This is a genomic window from Geodermatophilus sp. DSM 44513, assembly GCF_032460525.1.
GTDB lineage: Bacteria > Actinomycetota > Actinomycetes > Mycobacteriales > Geodermatophilaceae > Geodermatophilus.
Map to the genome: position 1 here is coordinate 671,362 of NZ_CP135963.1, position 17,439 is coordinate 688,800.

Annotated in this window: 12 protein-coding genes, 1 tRNA gene and 2 pseudogenes; 13 read left to right on the plus strand and 2 right to left on the minus strand. The window is 74.4% G+C overall.

Features of this window, described 5'->3' with window-relative positions; genetic code table 11:
• The first annotated feature begins 40 nt into the window (after window positions 1-40).
• The 3 genes from RTG05_RS03140 (at window position 41) to RTG05_RS03150 (ending at window position 4,202) form a co-directional block, all read left to right on the plus strand.
• A complete protein-coding gene (locus RTG05_RS03140) occupies window positions 41-1,540 on the plus strand; it encodes a 3' terminal RNA ribose 2'-O-methyltransferase Hen1 (RefSeq protein ID WP_166527426.1) in 1,500 nt (499 codons plus the stop codon).
• Window positions 1,537-4,062: a polynucleotide kinase-phosphatase gene (locus RTG05_RS03145; protein ID WP_166527427.1), complete on the plus strand. Its 2,526-nt coding sequence runs from the start codon at window positions 1,537-1,539 to the stop codon at window positions 4,060-4,062. Before RTG05_RS03140 ends, RTG05_RS03145 begins: the two co-directional genes overlap by 4 nt.
• 67 nt (window positions 4,063-4,129) lie before the next feature.
• A tRNA-Thr gene (locus RTG05_RS03150) sits at window positions 4,130-4,202 on the plus strand.
• Between the two features lie 170 nt (window positions 4,203-4,372).
• Here RTG05_RS03150 and RTG05_RS03155 read toward each other — a convergent pair.
• Window positions 4,373-4,498 (minus strand): annotated as a pseudogene (locus RTG05_RS03155) (helix-turn-helix domain-containing protein); the annotation flags it as partial.
• Between the two features lie 61 nt (window positions 4,499-4,559).
• Between RTG05_RS03155 and RTG05_RS03160 the strand changes: the two are divergent.
• From RTG05_RS03160 to RTG05_RS03170, 4 genes and pseudogenes are all read left to right on the plus strand, one after another.
• Window positions 4,560-4,694: pseudogene (locus tag RTG05_RS03160) on the plus strand (IS5/IS1182 family transposase); the annotation flags it as partial.
• Window positions 4,695-4,980: 286 nt separating this feature from the next.
• Window positions 4,981-6,468, plus strand: coding sequence for a CHAP domain-containing protein (locus tag RTG05_RS22290; protein ID WP_396349620.1), 1,488 nt, complete (start codon window positions 4,981-4,983; stop codon window positions 6,466-6,468).
• Between the two features lie 671 nt (window positions 6,469-7,139).
• Window positions 7,140-7,787: a transposase gene (locus RTG05_RS03165; protein ID WP_315912558.1), complete on the plus strand. Its 648-nt coding sequence runs from the start codon at window positions 7,140-7,142 to the stop codon at window positions 7,785-7,787.
• Between the two features lie 424 nt (window positions 7,788-8,211).
• Complete coding sequence (locus RTG05_RS03170) at window positions 8,212-9,405, plus strand: low temperature requirement protein A (protein WP_166527429.1); 1,194 nt, start codon at window positions 8,212-8,214, stop codon at window positions 9,403-9,405.
• Here the strand turns inward: RTG05_RS03170 and RTG05_RS03175 are convergent.
• Window positions 9,402-9,812, minus strand: coding sequence for a DUF5313 family protein (locus RTG05_RS03175; RefSeq protein ID WP_315912276.1), 411 nt, complete (start codon window positions 9,810-9,812; stop codon window positions 9,402-9,404). The two genes, RTG05_RS03170 and RTG05_RS03175, sit on opposite strands and share 4 nt — an antisense overlap.
• A 90-nt stretch (window positions 9,813-9,902) precedes the next feature.
• Here RTG05_RS03175 and RTG05_RS03180 point away from each other — a divergent pair, with 90 nt between their 5' ends.
• From RTG05_RS03180 to RTG05_RS03205, 6 genes are all read left to right on the plus strand, one after another.
• On the plus strand, window positions 9,903-10,334 hold the full coding sequence (locus RTG05_RS03180; protein WP_166527431.1) for a CBS domain-containing protein: 432 nt from the start codon (window positions 9,903-9,905) through the stop codon (window positions 10,332-10,334).
• 35 nt (window positions 10,335-10,369) lie between these two features.
• Entirely contained in the window at window positions 10,370-11,290 is a 921-nt protein-coding gene (gene rarD, locus RTG05_RS03185) for an EamA family transporter RarD (RefSeq protein ID WP_166527432.1), read from the plus strand.
• Window positions 11,291-11,477: 187 nt separating this feature from the next.
• Complete coding sequence (locus RTG05_RS03190) at window positions 11,478-11,846, plus strand: DUF3263 domain-containing protein (protein WP_315912277.1); 369 nt, start codon at window positions 11,478-11,480, stop codon at window positions 11,844-11,846.
• Window positions 11,847-12,418: 572 nt separating this feature from the next.
• Window positions 12,419-13,612 (plus strand): LytR C-terminal domain-containing protein, encoded by a 1,194-nt coding sequence (locus tag RTG05_RS03195; RefSeq protein WP_166527433.1) that lies wholly within the window; start codon window positions 12,419-12,421, stop codon window positions 13,610-13,612.
• An 86-nt stretch (window positions 13,613-13,698) separates the two neighbouring features.
• Window positions 13,699-16,560, plus strand: a complete 2,862-nt coding sequence (locus RTG05_RS03200) for an alpha/beta fold hydrolase (protein ID WP_315912278.1) — start codon at window positions 13,699-13,701, stop codon at window positions 16,558-16,560.
• On the plus strand, window positions 16,557-17,426 hold the full coding sequence (locus RTG05_RS03205) for an ABC transporter permease (protein ID WP_166527434.1): 870 nt from the start codon (window positions 16,557-16,559) through the stop codon (window positions 17,424-17,426). The genes RTG05_RS03200 and RTG05_RS03205 overlap by 4 nt, the downstream gene beginning before the upstream one ends.
• Window positions 17,427-17,439: the final 13 nt, after the last annotated feature.

Consider the following 17,439-nt stretch of genomic DNA (forward strand, 5'->3'; position numbering starts at 1 on the left):
AACCGGTCGACCGGGCGCGGCCGGGCGGGCACACTGCGGCGTGCTCGTCACCCTGTCCACCACGCACGTGCCCGCCACCGACCTCGGCTTCCTGCTGCACAAGAACCCGGCGCGGGCGCAGCGGGTCGAGGTCTCCACCGGCACCGCGCACGTGTTCTACCCGGAGGCCGGCGAGGACCGCTGCACCGTCGCGCTGCTGCTCGAGGTGGACCCGGTCGGCCTGGTGCGGACCGCGCGCGCCGGTGGCGCGGAGGGACCCCTGGCGCAGTACGTCAACGACCGCCCGTACGCCGCGTCCAGCCTGCTGGCCGTCGCGCTGGGGCGGGCCTTCGCCAGCGCCCGCCGCGGGGTCAGCCGGGAGCGGCCCGAGCTGGTCGACCGCGCGCTGCCGCTGGAGGTGCACGTACCCGCGCTGTCCTGCCGCGGCGGCGCGGAGGTGGCGCGCCGCTTCTTCGCCCCGCTCGGCTGGTGGGTCGAGGCAGGCATGATGCCGCTGGACGAGGCGTTCCCCGAGTGGGGCGACTCCCGGTACGTGGACCTGCGGCTGACCGGGCAGCTGCGGCTGGCCGACGCGCTCAACCACCTCTACGTCGCGCTGCCCGTGCTCGACGACGCCCGCCACCACTGGGTCGGGGAGGACGAGGTGGACAAGCTGCTGCGCGCCGGCAGCGGCTGGCTGGCCGCCCACCCGGAGCGGGAGCTGATCACCCGCCGGTGGCTGCGCCACCGCACGGTGCTGGCCCGCCGCGCCATCGAGCGGCTGGCCGAGGTCGACGACGCCGAGGTCGAGGCGGTGGACGACGCCACCGCGCCGCCGGTCGCCGCCGCCGGGGGGCCGCCGTCCCCGGACGGCGATGCGCACGGCGATGCGCACGGCGATGCGCACGGCGATGCGCACGGCGACACCGACGACCACCCGCTGCCCCTCGCGCGGCAGCGGCACGCGGCGGTGCTGGCCGAGCTGCGCGCGGCCGGGGCGGGCCGGGTGGTGGACCTCGGCTGCGGTGACGGGGCGCTGCTCCGGGCGCTGCTGGCCGACCCGGCGTTCACCGAGGTCGTCGGCGTCGACGTCAGCGCCCGGGCGCTGGAGGTCGCCGCCCGGCGCCTGGGCCTGGACCGGCTGCCGGAGCGGCAGCGAGCGCGGGTCCGGCTGCTGCAGAGCGGCCTGACCTACACCGACGCGAGGCTGCGCGGCTTCGACGCGGCGGTGCTGGTGGAGGTCGTCGAGCACCTCGACCCCGACCGGCTGCCCGCCCTGGAGCACGCGGTCTTCGCCGCCGCCGCACCGGGCACCGTGGTGGTCACCACGCCCAACGTCGAGTACAACGTCCGCTTCCCGGGCCTGCCGGCCGGCGCGTTCCGGCACCGCGACCACCGCTTCGAGTGGACCCGGGCGGAGTTCGCCGGCTGGGCGGCCGCGGTGGGGCAGCGGCACGGGTACGGCGTCCGCCTCGCCGGGGTGGGCGAGGAGGACCCGGAGGTCGGGCCCCCGACGCAGCTGGCCGTGTTCACCCACGGGGCCGCCGGGGCCGCGGCGTGAGCGGCGCACCGCGCGAGGTCGTCGTCCCCGACCTGTCCCTGGTCGTGCTGGTCGGGGCGAGCGGCTCGGGCAAGAGCACCTTCGCGCGCCGGCACTTCCGGTCCACCCAGGTGCTCTCCAGCGACGCCTGCCGCGGCCTGGTGGCCGACGACGAGGACGACCAGTCGGCGACGCCGGCCGCCTTCGCGCTGCTGCACCACATCGCCGGCGTCCGGCTGCGCGCCGGTCGGCTGACGGTGGTGGACGCGACCAACGTCAAGCGCGAGGACCGGGCCTCCCTCGTGCGGCTGGCCCGCGAGCACGACGTGCTGCCCGTCGCGGTCGTGCTCGACGTGCCCGAGCGCGAGTGCCTGGCCCGCAACGCCGCCCGGCCCGACCGCGACCTCCCGCCCGGCGTCGTCCACCGCCAGCAGGCCGACCTGCGCCGCGGGCTGCGCGGGCTGGGCCGGGAGGGCTTCCGCAAGGTGCACGTGCTGTCCCCGGAGGACGTCGAGCGCGCCGTCGTCACCTACGAGAAGCAGTACAACGACCGGCGCGAGGACACCGGCCCGTTCGACGTGGTCGGCGACGTGCACGGCTGCCGCGCCGAGCTCGAGACACTGCTCGGGGAGCTCGGCTACACGCTGCGCCGCGACGAGCGGGGCCGCCCCGTGGACGCCGCGCACCCGGCCGGGCGCCGGGCGGTCTTCGTCGGCGACCTGGTCGACCGCGGCCCGGACTCACCCGGCGTGCTGCGGCTGGTGATGGGCATGGTCGCCGCCGGGCACGCGCTGTGCGTGCCGGGCAACCACGAGGCCAAGCTGGTGCGCGCCCTGCGGGGGAGGGACGTGCAGGTCACCCACGGCCTGGACCGCACGCTGGCCCAGCTGGAGGCCGAGGACGACGACTTCCGGCGCCGGGTCGAGGCGTTCTGCGACGGCCTGGTCAGCCACTACGTGCTCGACGGCGGGGCGCTGGTGGTCGCGCACGCCGGGCTCCCGGAGGTGCTGCAGGGCCGGTCCAGCGGGCGGGTGCGCAGCTTCGCGCTCTACGGCGACACCACCGGCGAGACCGACGAGTTCGGCCTGCCGGTGCGCTACCCGTGGGCGCAGGAGTACCGCGGCCGGGCGACGGTCCTCTACGGGCACACGCCCGTGCCGGAGCCGGAGTGGGTCAACGGCACCCTGTGTCTGGACACCGGCTGCGTGTTCGGCGGGCGGCTCACCGCGCTGCGCTGGCCCGAGCGCGAGCTGGTCGCCGTCCCGGCCGAGCGGGTCCACCACGAGCCGGTCCGGCCGTTCCCGCCGGCCGCTCCGGCCGTTGCACCCGCGACCCGCCCGGACGGCGTCCTGGACGTCACCGACGTGCTCGGCAAGCGGGTCGTGGAGACCCGCCTGGCCGGGCGGGTGACGGTGCGGGAGGAGAACGCCGCCGCGGCGATCGAGGTGGTGAGCCGGTTCGCGGTCGCACCCGAGCAGCTGCTGTACCTGCCGCCGACGATGAGCCCCTCGGCCAGCTCCACCCGGCCGGGGCTGCTCGAGCACCCGGCGGAGGCGTTCGCGTACTACCGCGGCGAGGGCGTGACCGACGTCGTCTGCCAGGAGAAGCACATGGGCTCGCGGGCGGTCGCGCTGGTGCGCCGGAACGGCGGCGGCGTGCTGCACACCCGCACCGGCCGGTCCCTCCTCGCCGCCGACCCCACCGCCGCGCTGCTGGCCCGCCTCGCCGCGGCCACCGAGCGCGCCGGGCTGTTCGGCGAGCTGGGCACCGACTGGCTGCTCCTGGACGCCGAGCTGCTGCCGTGGTCGGCCAAGGCCGCAGACCTGATCCGCAACCAGTACGCCGCGGTCGGCGCGGCCGCGCGCACGGCCCTGCCCCCGGCCGTCGCGGCGCTGGAACGGGCCGCGGGCCGGGGTCTGGAGGTCACCGACCTGCTGGACCGCCAGCGCCGGCGGGTGGCCGACGCCGAGGCCTTCACGCGGGCCTACCGCAGGTACTGCTGGCCCACCGACGGGCTGACCGGCATCTCCCTGGCGCCCTTCCAGCTGCTCGCCACGGCGGGGACGACGTACGCCGACCGGCCGCACGCCTGGCACCTGTCCGTCGCCGACCGGCTGGCGCAGGCCGACCCGGAGCTGGTCCGCGGCACCCGGGCGCAGGCCGTCGACCTGACCGACCCGGACGGCGAGGCCGCGGCGACCCGGTGGTGGGAGGAGCTGACCGCCGCTGGGGGAGAGGGGGTGGTGGTCAAGCCCGCGGCCAACCTCAGCCGCGGGCGGCGCGGGTACGTGCAGCCGGGGCTCAAGGTCCGCGGCCGGGAGTACCTGCGGCTGGTCTACGGCCCGGACCACACCGAGCCGCAGCACCTCGACCGGCTGCGCGAGCGCTCGCTGGGCCGCAAGCGGGGGCTGGCCCTGCGGGAGTACGCGCTCGGCGTGGAGGGGCTGGAGCGGCTGGCCCGGGGCGAGCCGCTGTGGCGGGTGCACGAGTGCGTGTTCGCCGTTCTGGCCCTGGAGTCCGAGCCGGTCGACCCGCGGCTGTGACGGCGCCCGCGGACGCCGCCGCCGGACCGGCACCCAGGCGGGGTCCCTAGACTCGTCCCCGTGGTCCGCCGGCGTGGCGCAACTGGTAGCGCACCCGACTTGTAATCGGGCGGTTGGGGGTTCGAGTCCCCCCGTCGGCTCAAGCTCCAGCTCAGTGCGGAGTCGTGGTGCCCAGAGGGCGCGGGTTGTGTGACTGAGCCCTACTTAACCCCCATTTTGGCTGAGGCTCGAAATGCGCCGTCGGTTGCAGACGCTCGCCCGCCTCTCCTCGACGGGCAGACCCTCACGGGACACCTCGTGGAGCGCCAGCTCACTCGCTGGGGACGCGGACCGCCTCGATGAAGGCGTCGAGAGAGGACTGCTGCAGGCGCACGTACTTGCCGAGCTTGATGTAGGGGATGCGGCGCTGGGCGACGAGCCGGCGGATGCATCGCTCGCCGGTCCCGAGTTACCCCCCGGCTTGACCGATGGTCAGCAGCTCATCCTGAGGGGCGTGGCCCGTACAGCGCGGCAACTCCTTGCTGAAGACCAGCTTTAGGGCGCTGCGCCGGGTCAGCCTGTGCCCCTGGCGCATCGGCATCATCACCGCCGCCCTCGTCCTGCTCCACCACATGCACGACCGCACCACGTGATCAACAGGCAGACGGATCCACTACAGGGAGGCTCAGTGACCGTCACCGTGGATGACGCACGGTAACAGTCACTGCCGCCATGGCTGAGACCTGACTCACAGTGACCGACCTGCCACGCCCACCTGCCGCCACGCACCCCGAGTCACGGCGAGCGATGGAGTCGTGCCGGCCCTCGTTGCAGGAACGCCGCACTACCCGCTATGAAGCAGGCCAGCGCGGGGGGCGAGAGCGTCGATTTGACGGCTCAAGAGGCCTGGCGCTTGCCGTCCCTTGAGAGGTCGAAAGCATGCGCAACGCTGTTCCATGCCGTTCCTCGTCGGCACGCGCCGGTACTCTGCTCCGGCGTGTGGGGCTGCTTCGTCAGTTGGTCGTATCATTGGCCGCGCTCGCGGTCGTCCTAATTGGCGTGATCCTCGCACCTATCGCACAGGGGACGACGGGATTTATCGGTAGCTATTGTCACGACCGCGGCTATGCTTGCGTAACTGGCGGATACGCAGCGACGGCTGCAAGCACCGGCAACAGTTGGGCCTGGCGGTACTACGGCGAGCAGGGCGCTGGCGGCATCGGAACGCCTTCCGGGCCGCACAACTGCACCCTCTACGTTGCCTGGCGCCTTCAGCAAGCGGGAATGGTCGACCCTAAGCGCGCGTGGGGGAATGCCTCCGAGTGGGGCAACGTATTTTCCTCTGACCGTCGACCAGCCGTTGGCTCGGTGGCTTGGTGGAAAAGCGGGAATCACGTCGCCTACGTCGAGCAAGTGAGCGCTGACGGAGCCCAAGTGTATGTGCGTGCGGACAATTATGTCCCTAGCGGCGCGGGCGGATACACCGACGCAGGGTGGATATCAGTCAACGCGCCCACCGGCTTTCTGCACATCCACGACGTAGGCGCTGGCGCCCCCGGTGGAAGTGTTACCACTCCGACCGCCGGCATTGCGTTTGAGGCCAACACTAGCCACCTGTGGACGGCGGGGGGCGCTGGCACTGCTGATCGAGGCCTGGGCATGATGCCCGGCACCAGCCCGGCCATCGCGGCCGTGTCCGGCGGGTACCAGGTCGCTTTTCAAGCGAATACTGGTAATTTGTGGACTACGGGCCCGCTCGGGACTCGAGACTTTGGCCTCGGCATGATGGCCGGGACGAGCCCGGCAATAGCTGCCGTGCCCGGCGGTTACCAAATCGCCTTCCAAGCTAACACTGGCAACCTCTGGGTTGCGGGGACCCAGGGAACAGGCGACTTCCACCTTGGCATGATGCGGGGCACAAGCCCGGCGATCGCCTCCCATAACGGCGGGTATGGCATCGCCTTCCAAGCTAACACCGGCAACTTGTGGACGGCTGGCGCCGCCGGGACGGCCGACCGCGGATTAGGCATGATGGCTGGCACGAGCCCTGCTATCGCCGCAAACTCCGCTGGCTACGGCATCGCCTTTCAAGCCAACACGGGCAACCTGTGGACGACCGGCGCCGGCGGGACCGCTGACCGTGGCCTGGGCATGATGCGCGGAACCAGCCCTAGTATCGCCGCGGGCGCCGGCGGTTTCGGCATTGCCTTTCAATCGAACACGGGGAATTTGTGGACGACTGGTGCGGCTGGGACTGCCGACTTGCAATTGGGCATGATGGCCCGTACCAGCCCGAGCATAGCCGGAGGCTCCAGCTACTCGTTGGCCTTCCAAGCGAACACCGGAAGCCTTTGGACGGCAGGCGGTGTCGGAACTACCGACTTGCGGCTTGGCATGGCGGGGGGCACTAGCCCGGCTATTGCCTAGACAAGCCTTCCGCGGCATTTCGGCCTCCCGTACCAATTGAGCAGCCGGAAGCCGCGCCTAGGGACTCGGCAAAATCGTCGAAGTCAGCCCGGTGGTCAGCAACGGGAGCGGTGTTCGGGCGTGTCTCCACAGAGCGACGGTCACTGCCGTGATGATCACGACGGCGGGACACCGGCAAGTTCTTCGGAGGTGGATCTCGATGCCCATCCCGGTGCGCGAAACCGACTAGATGATCGATTCCAAGGGGTGGTGACGTTCCCGCGGAGGGTCGTCAAGCCGCCGTCCTTCACCGCGTTCCCGCGGGAACGTCTCGGGCGGTGCTTCGGCGTGCCTTGATCGCCTGATGGGCGAGGGTGCCCAGGCTCGGCGTTGCTGATCCAACGTCGAACCTCGGAGGTCCTCGTGGACGCCGATCTGGACACCCTCGCCACGGCACTCTATGTACGCACCGATGATCTGCTGAAGGCTTCGCCCGACCGCGCCCCGGCCCGCCCGGCGGTTGGGGGATCGCACCGCGGATCACTGACGCCGAGCTGGTCACCCTCGCGGTGATGCAGGCCCTACTGGGCCGCACCAGCGAGGCCAGCTGGCTGCGGTTCGCCCACGCCTAGCTGCGGCACCTATTCCCGTATCTGCCCCAACAGCCGGGCTACAACAAGCGGCTGCGCCGGCTGGCCGACACGCTCCGCTGGCTGATCGCCGTGCTGGCCCGCGACACGCATCTGTGGTTTGACGACGTGTGGGTGGTCGACTCCACCCCGGTGGAATGCGCCCGCTCCCGAGAGGCAGCACACAGCTCGGAGCTGGCCGGCTGGGCCGAGTACGGCTACTGCGCCAGCCACTCCCGCTACTTCTGGGGACTGCGACTACACCTGTTCCGCACCCTGCACGGACTGCCCGTCGGCTTCGCCGTCTCCGGCGCCAAGGCCGACGAGCGTGAGGTGCTGCTCGGTCCGCTGGAAGCCGACCCGACGCTGACCTGCGGCCGAACGGGACAGGCGGTGATCGCCGACCGGCACTACTACGGCCGCCAGTTCGAAGCCACGCTGCACGGCCACGGCATCACGTTGTTGCGCCCTGCCCGCGCCGGCGAGACACCGCGGCCCCGAGCGGCCCTGTTCAAGCCGCTGCGGCAAGTGATCGAGTCGATCAACGACACCTTCAAGGGACAGCTCGACCTCGAACACGACGGCGGACACACCCCGCTCGGCGTCTGGGTTCGCGTCCTGCGACGTGTCCTGGCCCTCACCGCCGCCATCTGGCACAACGACCACATCGGCGCGCCGACCCCACGATCACTGATCGCCTACGACCACTGACCCTTGAAATCAATCCTCTAGGCGAAGCCCGATGCGGTGCCGGTCACCGGCCCGGCCGCTGATTGGCTCCGTCCGTTGGACCCGCAGGAGGAGCCAGCGCCAGCGAAAGACGTCCCACAGCTGCACCCCAGCCCTGATCCCACTCACCGAAGACCATGGCGATCAAGAGGCTGCAGCAGGGCGCTGCGGTCCGTTAGTGGCACGGATGTACAGCTAAGCGGCTGGTGAGGGACACCTGCGGCCACCCCACAGCTACATGCAACCCGACAATCGGGCGGTTGGGGGTTCGAGTCCCCCCTTCGGCTCCCCTCCTGGCCCCGTCGCCGGGCGTAGCGGCGCGGGGACGGGGTAGTCCGCCGCGGCGGACGAGGCGAGCCCCGGTCGCCGCCCGTACCCCCGTGCACGTCCGACGACGAGGAACCCCGTGGCCACGGACACCGACACCGACCATCCGGCTCCGCTGGTCAGCCCGCCCCGGCTGCGCACCGACGAGGACCGCACCGCCTCGCGCCTGGAGCTGTTCCTCGACCTGGTCTACGTGCTCGTCGTGGCCCAGCTGGCCTCCGCGCTGGCCGAGGACCTGACCTGGCACGGCGCGGCGGTGTTCGCCGGGCTGTTCACGGTCACCTGGTGGTCGTGGGTGACGATCACCCTCTACGCCAACCGGTTCGACACCAACGACGTGCTCTACCGCGTCGCGAAGCTGGCGATGATGTTCGGGGTGGCGGTGATGGCCGCCAGCGCCACCGAGGCGGTCGGCCCGCAGTCCGGCGTCTTCGCCCTCGGCTACCTGGCCACCCGGGCCCTGCTGCTCCTGCTCTACGCCCGCGCGTGGCGGCACGTCACCGAGGCCCGCGGCACCATCGCGGTCTACCTGACGGCCACCGGTGTCGGCGCCGCGCTGTGGGTGGTGTCGCTGGCCGTTCCCACGCCGGCGCGGTACTGGCTGTGGGCCGCGGGCATCCTGCTGGAGGCGGCCGGCCCGCTGGTCGCCACGCGGTACGGCCGCGACGTCCCCCTGCACCTGGAGCACCTGCCCGAGCGGTTCGGCCTCTTCGTCATCCTGGTGCTCGGCGAGTCCGTCGCCTCGGTGGTCAAGGGCATGTACGAGACGCAGTGGCAGACGGCGTCGGTCGTCGTGGCGGCCGTCGGGTTCGTCGTCACCGCCGCGCTGTGGTGGAGCTACTTCGACCTCGGCGGCGCGGCCGGCAAGCAGCACCTGGTCGAGGACGGCGGCGGGCAGGAGAGCGGCACCGCGGACCGCTACGTGTACGGCCACCTCCCGCTCACGCTGGGGCTGGCCGCCGTCGGGGTCGGCATCGAGCAGTACGTCGTCCACCCGGTCGGTGAGCTCTCGACCGGGGGACGGTGGGCACTGTGTGCCGGGACGGCGCTGTTCCTGACCGGCACCGCGGCCCTCGTCGCCGGCACGGCCGGCTCGTGGCGGGCGGCGTGGCCCTGGCCCACCGTCGCGATCCCGGTGGTCGTGGCCATCGGTGTCCTCGACGAGGTCCTGCCGGTGGTCAGCGTGAGCGCCGTCGGCGTCGCGTTGCTGCTCGTGGTGCTCGCCGGCATCCGCGAGCAGCGCCGCGGCCGGATCGCGACCACCGAGACCTAGTCGAAGCTGCCCGCGCCGTCCCGCCGGTAGGCCGAGCGGCGCTCCACCTGCGCCCGCTCGGTCCGCTCGGCCCGCACCCGGGCCGCGGTGCCCGGCGGGTAGCCCGCCTTGGCCACCCGGTGCTCGGTCGTCTCCACCATGAACGCCAGCGAGAAGACCAGCCCCATGAACAGCCCGCCGGCCGCGGCGGACAGCCGGTAGACCAGCGGCACGGGGACGACGGTCACGCAGAGCACCAGCACCGGCAGCAGCTGGACCACCGCACGGGTCAGGTGCCGGCGCGCCCACCCCGGCCCGGTGGTGTCGGCCAGCACCCAGGGCGACAGGTCGCGCGGCAGCCGGCCGCCGAGTGCGTAGCGGGTCCACTGCAGCGGCGTCGGCCGGTGCGCGGCACCGTGGGTTCGCACGACTCCGACGGTAGGCCGTTCGGGGCATTGCCGGCGGGCTGTGAGCCGGAGCACACTCTGCCGCGCACCCGACGGCGAGGAGGTCCGGCAATGCACATCCGTCAGCTGCTGCGGCGCAAGGGAACGGACGTCGCCACGGTCGAGGCCACGGCCAGCGTCCGCACCGCCCTGGCGCTGCTCAGCGAGCGCCGCGTCGGCGCCCTGGTCGTCTCCGCCGACGGCCGCGGCGTCGAGGGCATCGTCTCCGAGCGCGATGTCGTCCGGGCGCTGCACGACCGCGGCGCCGACCTGCTGGACGCGCCGGTGTCGACGGTCATGACCGCGCAGGTGCACACCTGCGTGCCGGCCGCCGGTGTCGAGGAGCTGGCCCGGACGATGACCGAGCACCGGGTGCGGCACGTGCCGGTGGTCGAGGACGGCGTGCTGGTCGGCATCGTGTCCATCGGCGACGTGGTCAAGGCCCGGCTCGACGAGCTGGAGGAGGAGCGCGCGCAGCTGGTCGGCTACATCCAGGCGGGGTGACGGGGGCCGGCGTCGTGCCGGCGTAGGTTGCCGGCGTGGACGAGCGGCGCACCGGGATCCTGTGCGGCCTGGGCGCCTACGGCCTGTGGGGCCTGTTCCCCCTGTACTTCCCGCTGCTGGAGCCGGCCGGCGGGCTGGAGATCGTGGCCCACCGGGTCGTGTGGTCGCTGTTGTTCATCGCCGTCCTGCTCACCGTCCTGCGTGCCTGGCCGCAGGTGCGCGCCACGGTCGCCGACCGCCGCTCCGCGCTGGTCCTGCTCGGCGCCGCCGTGCTCATCGCGGCCAACTGGCTGGTCTTCGTGTACGGGGTCAACTCCGGGCACGTGGTGGAGACCTCGCTCGGCTACTTCATCAACCCCCTGGTGAGCGTGCTGCTCGGGGTGGTGGTCTTCGCCGAGCGGCTGCGCCGGCTGCAGTGGGTGGCCGTCGGGATCGCCGCCGTCGCGGTGGCCGTGCTGACCGTCGACTACGGCCGGCCGCCGTGGATCGCCCTGTCGCTGGCGGCGACCTTCGGCCTGTACGGGCTGATGAAGAAGCTGGTCCGGGTCGAGGCGGCTCCGGGTCTGTTCGTGGAGACCGCGCTGGTCGTCGTCCCCGCGGTGGTGGTGCTGGCCGTGCTGCACGCCGGCGGCGAGGGGACGGCGGGCACCGCCGGGACCGGCCACCTGCTGCTGCTGGCGAGCGCCGGTGTGGCGACCGCTGTGCCCCTGCTGCTGTTCGCCGGCGCCACCCGGCGCGTCCCGCTGTCCACGGTGGGGCTGCTGCAGTACCTCACCCCGCTCATGCAGCTGGCGATCGGGGTCTTCGTCAACCAGGAGCCCATGCCGCCGGCCCGGCTGGCCGGGTTCGTCATCGTGTGGGTCGCCCTGGCCGTGTTCACCGTCGACGGCCTGCGGACCGCCCGGGACGGCGCCCGTCGGCGGGCGGCGGAGACCGCGCCCGCACCGGCCCGTTGAAGGACCCCCTCGCCCCCCGCCACTCGCAGGCTCGCGCCAGGCCCCGTCCAGAGGCTCGCTGCGAGCGTGCGAGCGGTGAGGGGGACGGGGTCATCATGCCCACGAGGGGGCCGCACGGCGGCCGGGTGGCCCGGGGATGTCGGTGGGCGGGTCTAGCGTCGGTGCCGTCCCCGAGGAAGGAAGTCCCGTGTCCGCCGAACCAGCTCCCGCGGTCTCCCCGCCGGGGGGCGAGGTGCCCCGTCCCCCCGCCGCCGAGCCGCCGCCCGCGCCCGTCCCCGAGCCGGCCATCCGTCCCGGTGGCCTGACCCGCCGCGAGCACGAGGTGCTCGCCTTCGAGCGGCAGTGGTGGCGCCGGCCCGGCGCCAAGGAGACGGCCATCCGCGACCGCTTCGGCCTGGCGCCGATCCGCTATTACCAGGCGCTCAACGCCCTGGTCGACCGGCCGGCGGCGCTGGAGGTCGACCCCCTGCTGGTGCGCCGGCTGCGGCGGCTGCGCGCCGCGCGCGGGCAGCGGCGAACCTCGCAGATCCTGGGCAACGGGGGCCGCGGCATCTAGATTTGCTCACCGTGGGCAGGCACATGGCATCAGGCGGTGACGGACCGGACGCCGCGATCACCCCTGTCCCGCACGGTCGTCGTCGCACCGACGGGCCGCCCAGCCCGGTCCCGCCCGGCCTGAGCGACCACCCCACCACCCCCGGCCCCAGCCGCGCGGACCGCCGGCGCGACGGTCTGCTCGAGGCCGGCGAGGACCCGGGTCGCCGGCGTCCCCCGCCGGGCCGGCCGTCCCCGCCCGCCGCCGCACCCCGTGCCGGCGCGCCCGCGCGCCCCGCCGCGCCGGCCGCCCCCCAGGCTGTCGTCGGCGCCCGGGCCGGCGGGACCGGCCGGCCCGGCGCGGGGGCCACCCGCGTCGCCGCCCCCCCGGCGGCTGCCGCCGCCCGCACGGCGGCACCCGCCCCGCCCGTGCGCGCTCCCGCGCCCCAGGCGGTGCGCGCGGTGGCGCCCGCCCCACCGCGCCCCGTACCGGCGCCGGTCCCGGCCCGACCCTCGCCGGCCCCCGTCGCCGTCCCGGCCCGCCCCTCCCCGTCCCCGGCGGGCGCCCGCGCCGCGGAGCCGCCGCGGACCCGCGTGCGGCTCCCGGTCCCGCCGTCCGCCGCGGCCACCCCGGCGCCGGCCCCCGTGGCCGGCCCGCGCACCACCGTCGCCCCCTTCCAGGCCGTGCCCGCTCCCGACCCCGGCGACGGGCCGCCGGCACAGGCGCCGACCCCGACGCCTCGCCGCCGCGCCGCGGACCGGGTCCGTCCGGTGCCCGCCGCACCGGTGCCGGCCGAGGAACCGGCCCGTGCCGCCGGACCGGAGCCGGCCGTGGTCCCGGTCCACGGCGCGGCCCCCGGCTACGGCGACTGGACCAGCCCCTGGCGGACCCGCGCCGACCCCGCGCCGGCCACCACGGCCATCCCCGACCGCGCGCCGGCCGGTGCCTCCCGCGCGGCCGCGCCGGCCACCGAGGCGATCCCCGACCGCACACCCGCCTGGTACGACGACACGGACGACGACACGGACGAGGACACGGGCGAGGACACGGACGACGACCGGTACGCCGACGACGCCCCGTACACCGGCGAGGACCGGTACGCCGAGGAGGACGCGTACGGGCCGGACGACCCCGACGAGGAGGACGGCCGCGGACCGGACACCGGCAGCTCCACCGGGGTCGTCGGCGGCCGCGCCTCGTTCCGCGCCGAGCGCCAGGCGGCCGAGGTCGAGCGGCTGCGCGCGGTCCGCGAGGAGGCCGGTCGCGGACCGGGCGTGCGCCGCGCCGCGGTGGGCCTGCTCGCCGTGGCCGTCGTCGCCCTCGTGGTGCTCGGCGTCTACTCCTTCGCCTCGCCCGAGGTGCAGGGGGCCGCCGGCAGCACCCCGGACGCGCCGGCCCCGACGTCGCCCGCGCCCGCCGTCCCGACCTCGGTGCTGCCGCCGCTGGACGTCGACCCCCTGCCGGCCCCCGACGCCGCGGCCGTCGCGCCGGTGCGCGTCCCGGTGACCGTGCTCAACGCCACCGGGGTCTCCGGCCTGGCCGGCGACGTCTCCGCCGAGCTGGCCGCCGGGGGGTGGGAGCCCGGTGTCATCAGCGAGTACCAGGGCGCCGACGTCGCCACCACCACCGTCTACTACACCTCCGGTGACCAGACGCAGTACGACGCCGCGGTGCAGCTCACCCAGCAGTACCCGCAGATCACCGGGCCCGCCGTGCGGTTCTTCGACGTCCCGGACGCCCCGGATCCCGGGCTCGTGGTCGTCACCACCGGCGAGTGGCTGCCCTGAGCCGGCTCGACACCCCGCCCGGACACCTCCGGAACACACGGGCGTCGCCGTCCGTTGGCGGCTCCGTGCGTCCCGTCCGCGGGCCCGTGCGTCCCCGCCCGCGCCCCGGCGCCCGTGCGACGTCCGCCGCCTCGCTCCTGCTCCTCGTCCTCGTCCTCACCGGCTCCCTCCCCGCGGCCCCCGCCGCCGCCGCCGAGGACGTCACCACCGAGGACGCGCGGATCGGCGTCGGCGAGGGTGACCGCGCCGCGGAGCTGGACACCACCCTGTACCTGCCGGCCTCCGGCGAGCCGGCGCCGGCGGTCCTGCTCGCCCACGGCTTCGGCGGCAGCAAGCGGTCGGTCGCCGACGACGCCCGCGACCTGGCCGGCCGCGGCTACGTCGTGCTCACCTGGTCCGCGCGCGGCTTCGGGGAGAGCACCGGGCGGATCGGGCTCAACGACCCGAGTGCCGAGGTGGCCGACGTCTCCGTGCTGCTGGACCGGCTCGCCGCGCGCGACGACGTCGTGCTCGACGCCGACGGCGACCCGCGGGTCGGCGTCGCGGGGGCCTCCTACGGCGGGGCGCTGTCCCTGCTCGCGGCCGGCTACGACGACCGGGTCGACGCCATCGCCCCGCAGATCACCTGGCACTCGCTGACCGCCGCGCTGTTCCCCTCCCAGGTGGGGGAGCCGGCCGCGGACACCGTGGCCGCCACCCCGCAGGCCGACGAGGGCGGGGTCTACAAGCGGCTGTGGTCCGGCCTGTTCTTCGGCGTCGGCTCGGCGCCCTCCGGCGGTCTGCTCGGTGCCCTGGGCGGCGGGGGCGGCGGCGTGCCGTCGGCCGCCGACCTGCCCGCCGCGCTGGGCTCGGTGGACCCGGCGACGGTGGACCCGCAGGCGGTGGAGCAGCTGCTCACCTGCGGCCGCTTCACCGCCGAGGTCTGCGCGGCCTACCAGTCCGCCGCCTCCACCGGCACGCTGACCCCCGAGGTCGCCGCCGTGCTCGACCGGAGCAGCCCGGCGACGGTCCTGGACCGGATCGACGCGCCCACGCTGCTGGTGCAGGGCACCCAGGACTCGCTGTTCGGCCTCGGCCAGGCCGACGCCAACGCCCGCGGCATCGCCGCCGACGGCACCCCGGTCAAGGTCGTCTGGTACGCCGGCGGGCACGACGCGCAGGCCTCCGAGGGCACCACCGCGGACCTGCGCGACCAGGTCGCCGGCTGGTTCGACTGGCACCTGCGGGGCCAGGGCGAGGACCCGGGCACCGGCTTCGAGTTCCCCGCCCCGACCGGCGTCACCGCGGGGGTCGGCACCGTGCAGGGCGGCAGCCGCACCGTGACCACCCCGGCCTACCCCGGCCTGGCCGGCACCGGGGCCGCGCAGCGCAGCCCGGTGACCGTCGAGGGGCCGCTGCAACCGGTGGTCACCCCGGCCGGGGGCACGCCGGCCGCGATCACCGTCGTCCCCGGCCTCGGCTCGCTGGCCTCCGCGCTGGCCGGCAGCGCCGTCGAGATCCCCGGCCAGTTCGCCGCGTTCGACAGCCAGCCGCTCGGCGAGGCCGTCGAGGTGGTCGGCGCCTCGACGATCGACCTCGCCGTCGCCTCGCCCGGCGGCACGGCCACCCTGTTCGCCAAGCTCTACGACGTCGCCCCCGACGGGTCGACGACCCTGCCCGCCGGCCAGGTCGCCCCCCTGGCGCTGAGCGGGCTGTCGGCCGACCCGACCTCACCCACCACGGTCGGGGTGACCCTGCCCGGGATCGTGCACCGGTTCGAGGCCGGGCACACCATGCGGGTGGTGGTCTCCTCCACCGACCAGGCCTATGCGCTGCCGGCCGAGGCCGGGGTCTACTCCGTCGCCCTGGCCACGGGCGGGGACGCCGCGGCGCTCGCCGTCCCGACGGTCGACGGGCGCAGCGAGTCCGCCGGCGGGACCTCCCGCTGGTGGGTGCTGCTGGGCGTCGTCCTCGCCCTGGGCCTGCTCGGCTGGCTGGCCGCCGTCCTGTGGGGCCGCCGGGCCCGGGCGCGGGTGTCCCGGGTGGAGCCCGACGGCGAGGACGTGCCGCTGCGCTTCACCGGCGTGACCAAGGCCTACAAGGACGGCTTCGTCGCCGTCCGGGACCTGTCCTTCGAGGTGCGGCGCGGGCAGGTCCTCGGCCTGCTCGGCCCCAACGGCGCGGGCAAGACGACGTCGCTGCGCATGCTCATGGGCCTGATCGCGCCGACCGACGGGCAGATCACCGTGTTCGGCCACGAGATCCGCCCCGGTGCGCCGGTGCTGTCCCGGCTCGGCTCCTTCGTCGAGGGCACCGGCCTGCAGCCGCACCTGTCCGGCCGCGACAACCTGCGGCTGTACTGGGCCGCGACCGGCCGCCCCGCCGCGGACGCGCACATGGAGGAGGCCATCGCCGTCGCCGGTCTCGGCGCGGCGCTGGACCGGCCGGTGCGCCGCTACAGCCAGGGCATGCGCCAGCGGGTGGCCATTGCCCAGGCCATGCTCGGCCTGCCCGACCTGCTGGTCCTCGACGAGCCGACCAACGGGCTGGACCCGCCGCAGATCCACGCGATGCGCGAGGTGCTGCGCTCCTACGCCGCGACCGGCCGCACGGTGATCGTGTCCAGCCACCTGCTCAGCGAGATCGAGCAGACCTGCAGCCACGTCGTCGTCATGGCCAAGGGGCAGAAGATCGCCCAGGGCACGGTCGAGGAGATCGTCGGCACCGGCGGGTCGGTGCTCGTCGACCTCGCCGACGACGCCGACACCGACCGCGCGGTCGCCGTCCTGGAGGGGCTGCCCGGGGTGGCGGTGGAGCGCACCGACGAGGGGCTGGTCGCCGACCTGGACGGCACCAGCCGCGCGCGGGCGCTGCACGCGCTGGTGGCCGCCGACGTCTCGGTGCAGGCCTTCACACCGCGCCGCCGCCTGGAGGACGCGTTCCTGGCACTGGTGGGGGAGGAAGCGTGACGACCGGACACGTGCAGCCGACCGGGGCCGTCGCGGGCTACCGGCCCGGGCGCACCCTGCGGCTGTCGGTCGAGCTGCGCCGGCAGTTCAAGCGGCGGCGCACCCTCGGCGTGCTCGCGCTCATGGTGGCGCTGCCGCTGATCCTCATCGGCGCCCTGCAGCTGGGCGGCGCGGAGGAGGCGGAGGAGAACGCGCGGATCAACCTGGTCGACGTCGCCACCTCCAGCGGCCTGAACTTCACGCTGTTCGTGCTGTTCGCGACGACGAGCTTCTTCCTGGTCGTCGTCTACGCGCTGTTCTTCGGCGACACGGTGGCCAGCGAGGCCCAGTGGGGGTCGCTGCGCTACACCCTGGCCACCCCGGTGCCGCGGATGCGGCTGCTCCGGCAGAAGTGGCTGGCCGCGTTCGTGCTGTCGGTCGGTGCACTGCTCGCCATCGTCACGACCGCGCTGGTCGCCGGCGGGATCGCCTTCGGCTTCGGCCCGGTGCAGACCCCGGTGGGGGTGACCCTCGGTCAGGCCGACGCGCTGCTGCGGCTGGCCGGCATGGTCGGCTACCTCGCCGTGCACCTGCTCGTCGTCGGGGCTCTGGCGTTCTGGCTGTCCACGATCACCGACGCACCGCTGGCCGCGGTCGGCGGGGCGGTGTTCACCATGTTCGTCTTCGCCATCCTCGACCAGGTGGAGCAGCTGGGCGCGATCCGCGACTACTTCCCGACCGCGGAGGAGTTCGCCTGGACCGACCTGCTGCAGACCCCCGTCGACTCCGGCGACCTGTTCCGCGGCGTCGTCCAGTCGCTGGTCTACGCCGCCGTCTTCACCGCGCTTGGCTTCCGCCACTTCGCCCGCCGCGACGTGACGTCGTAGTCGGAGTCGCCCG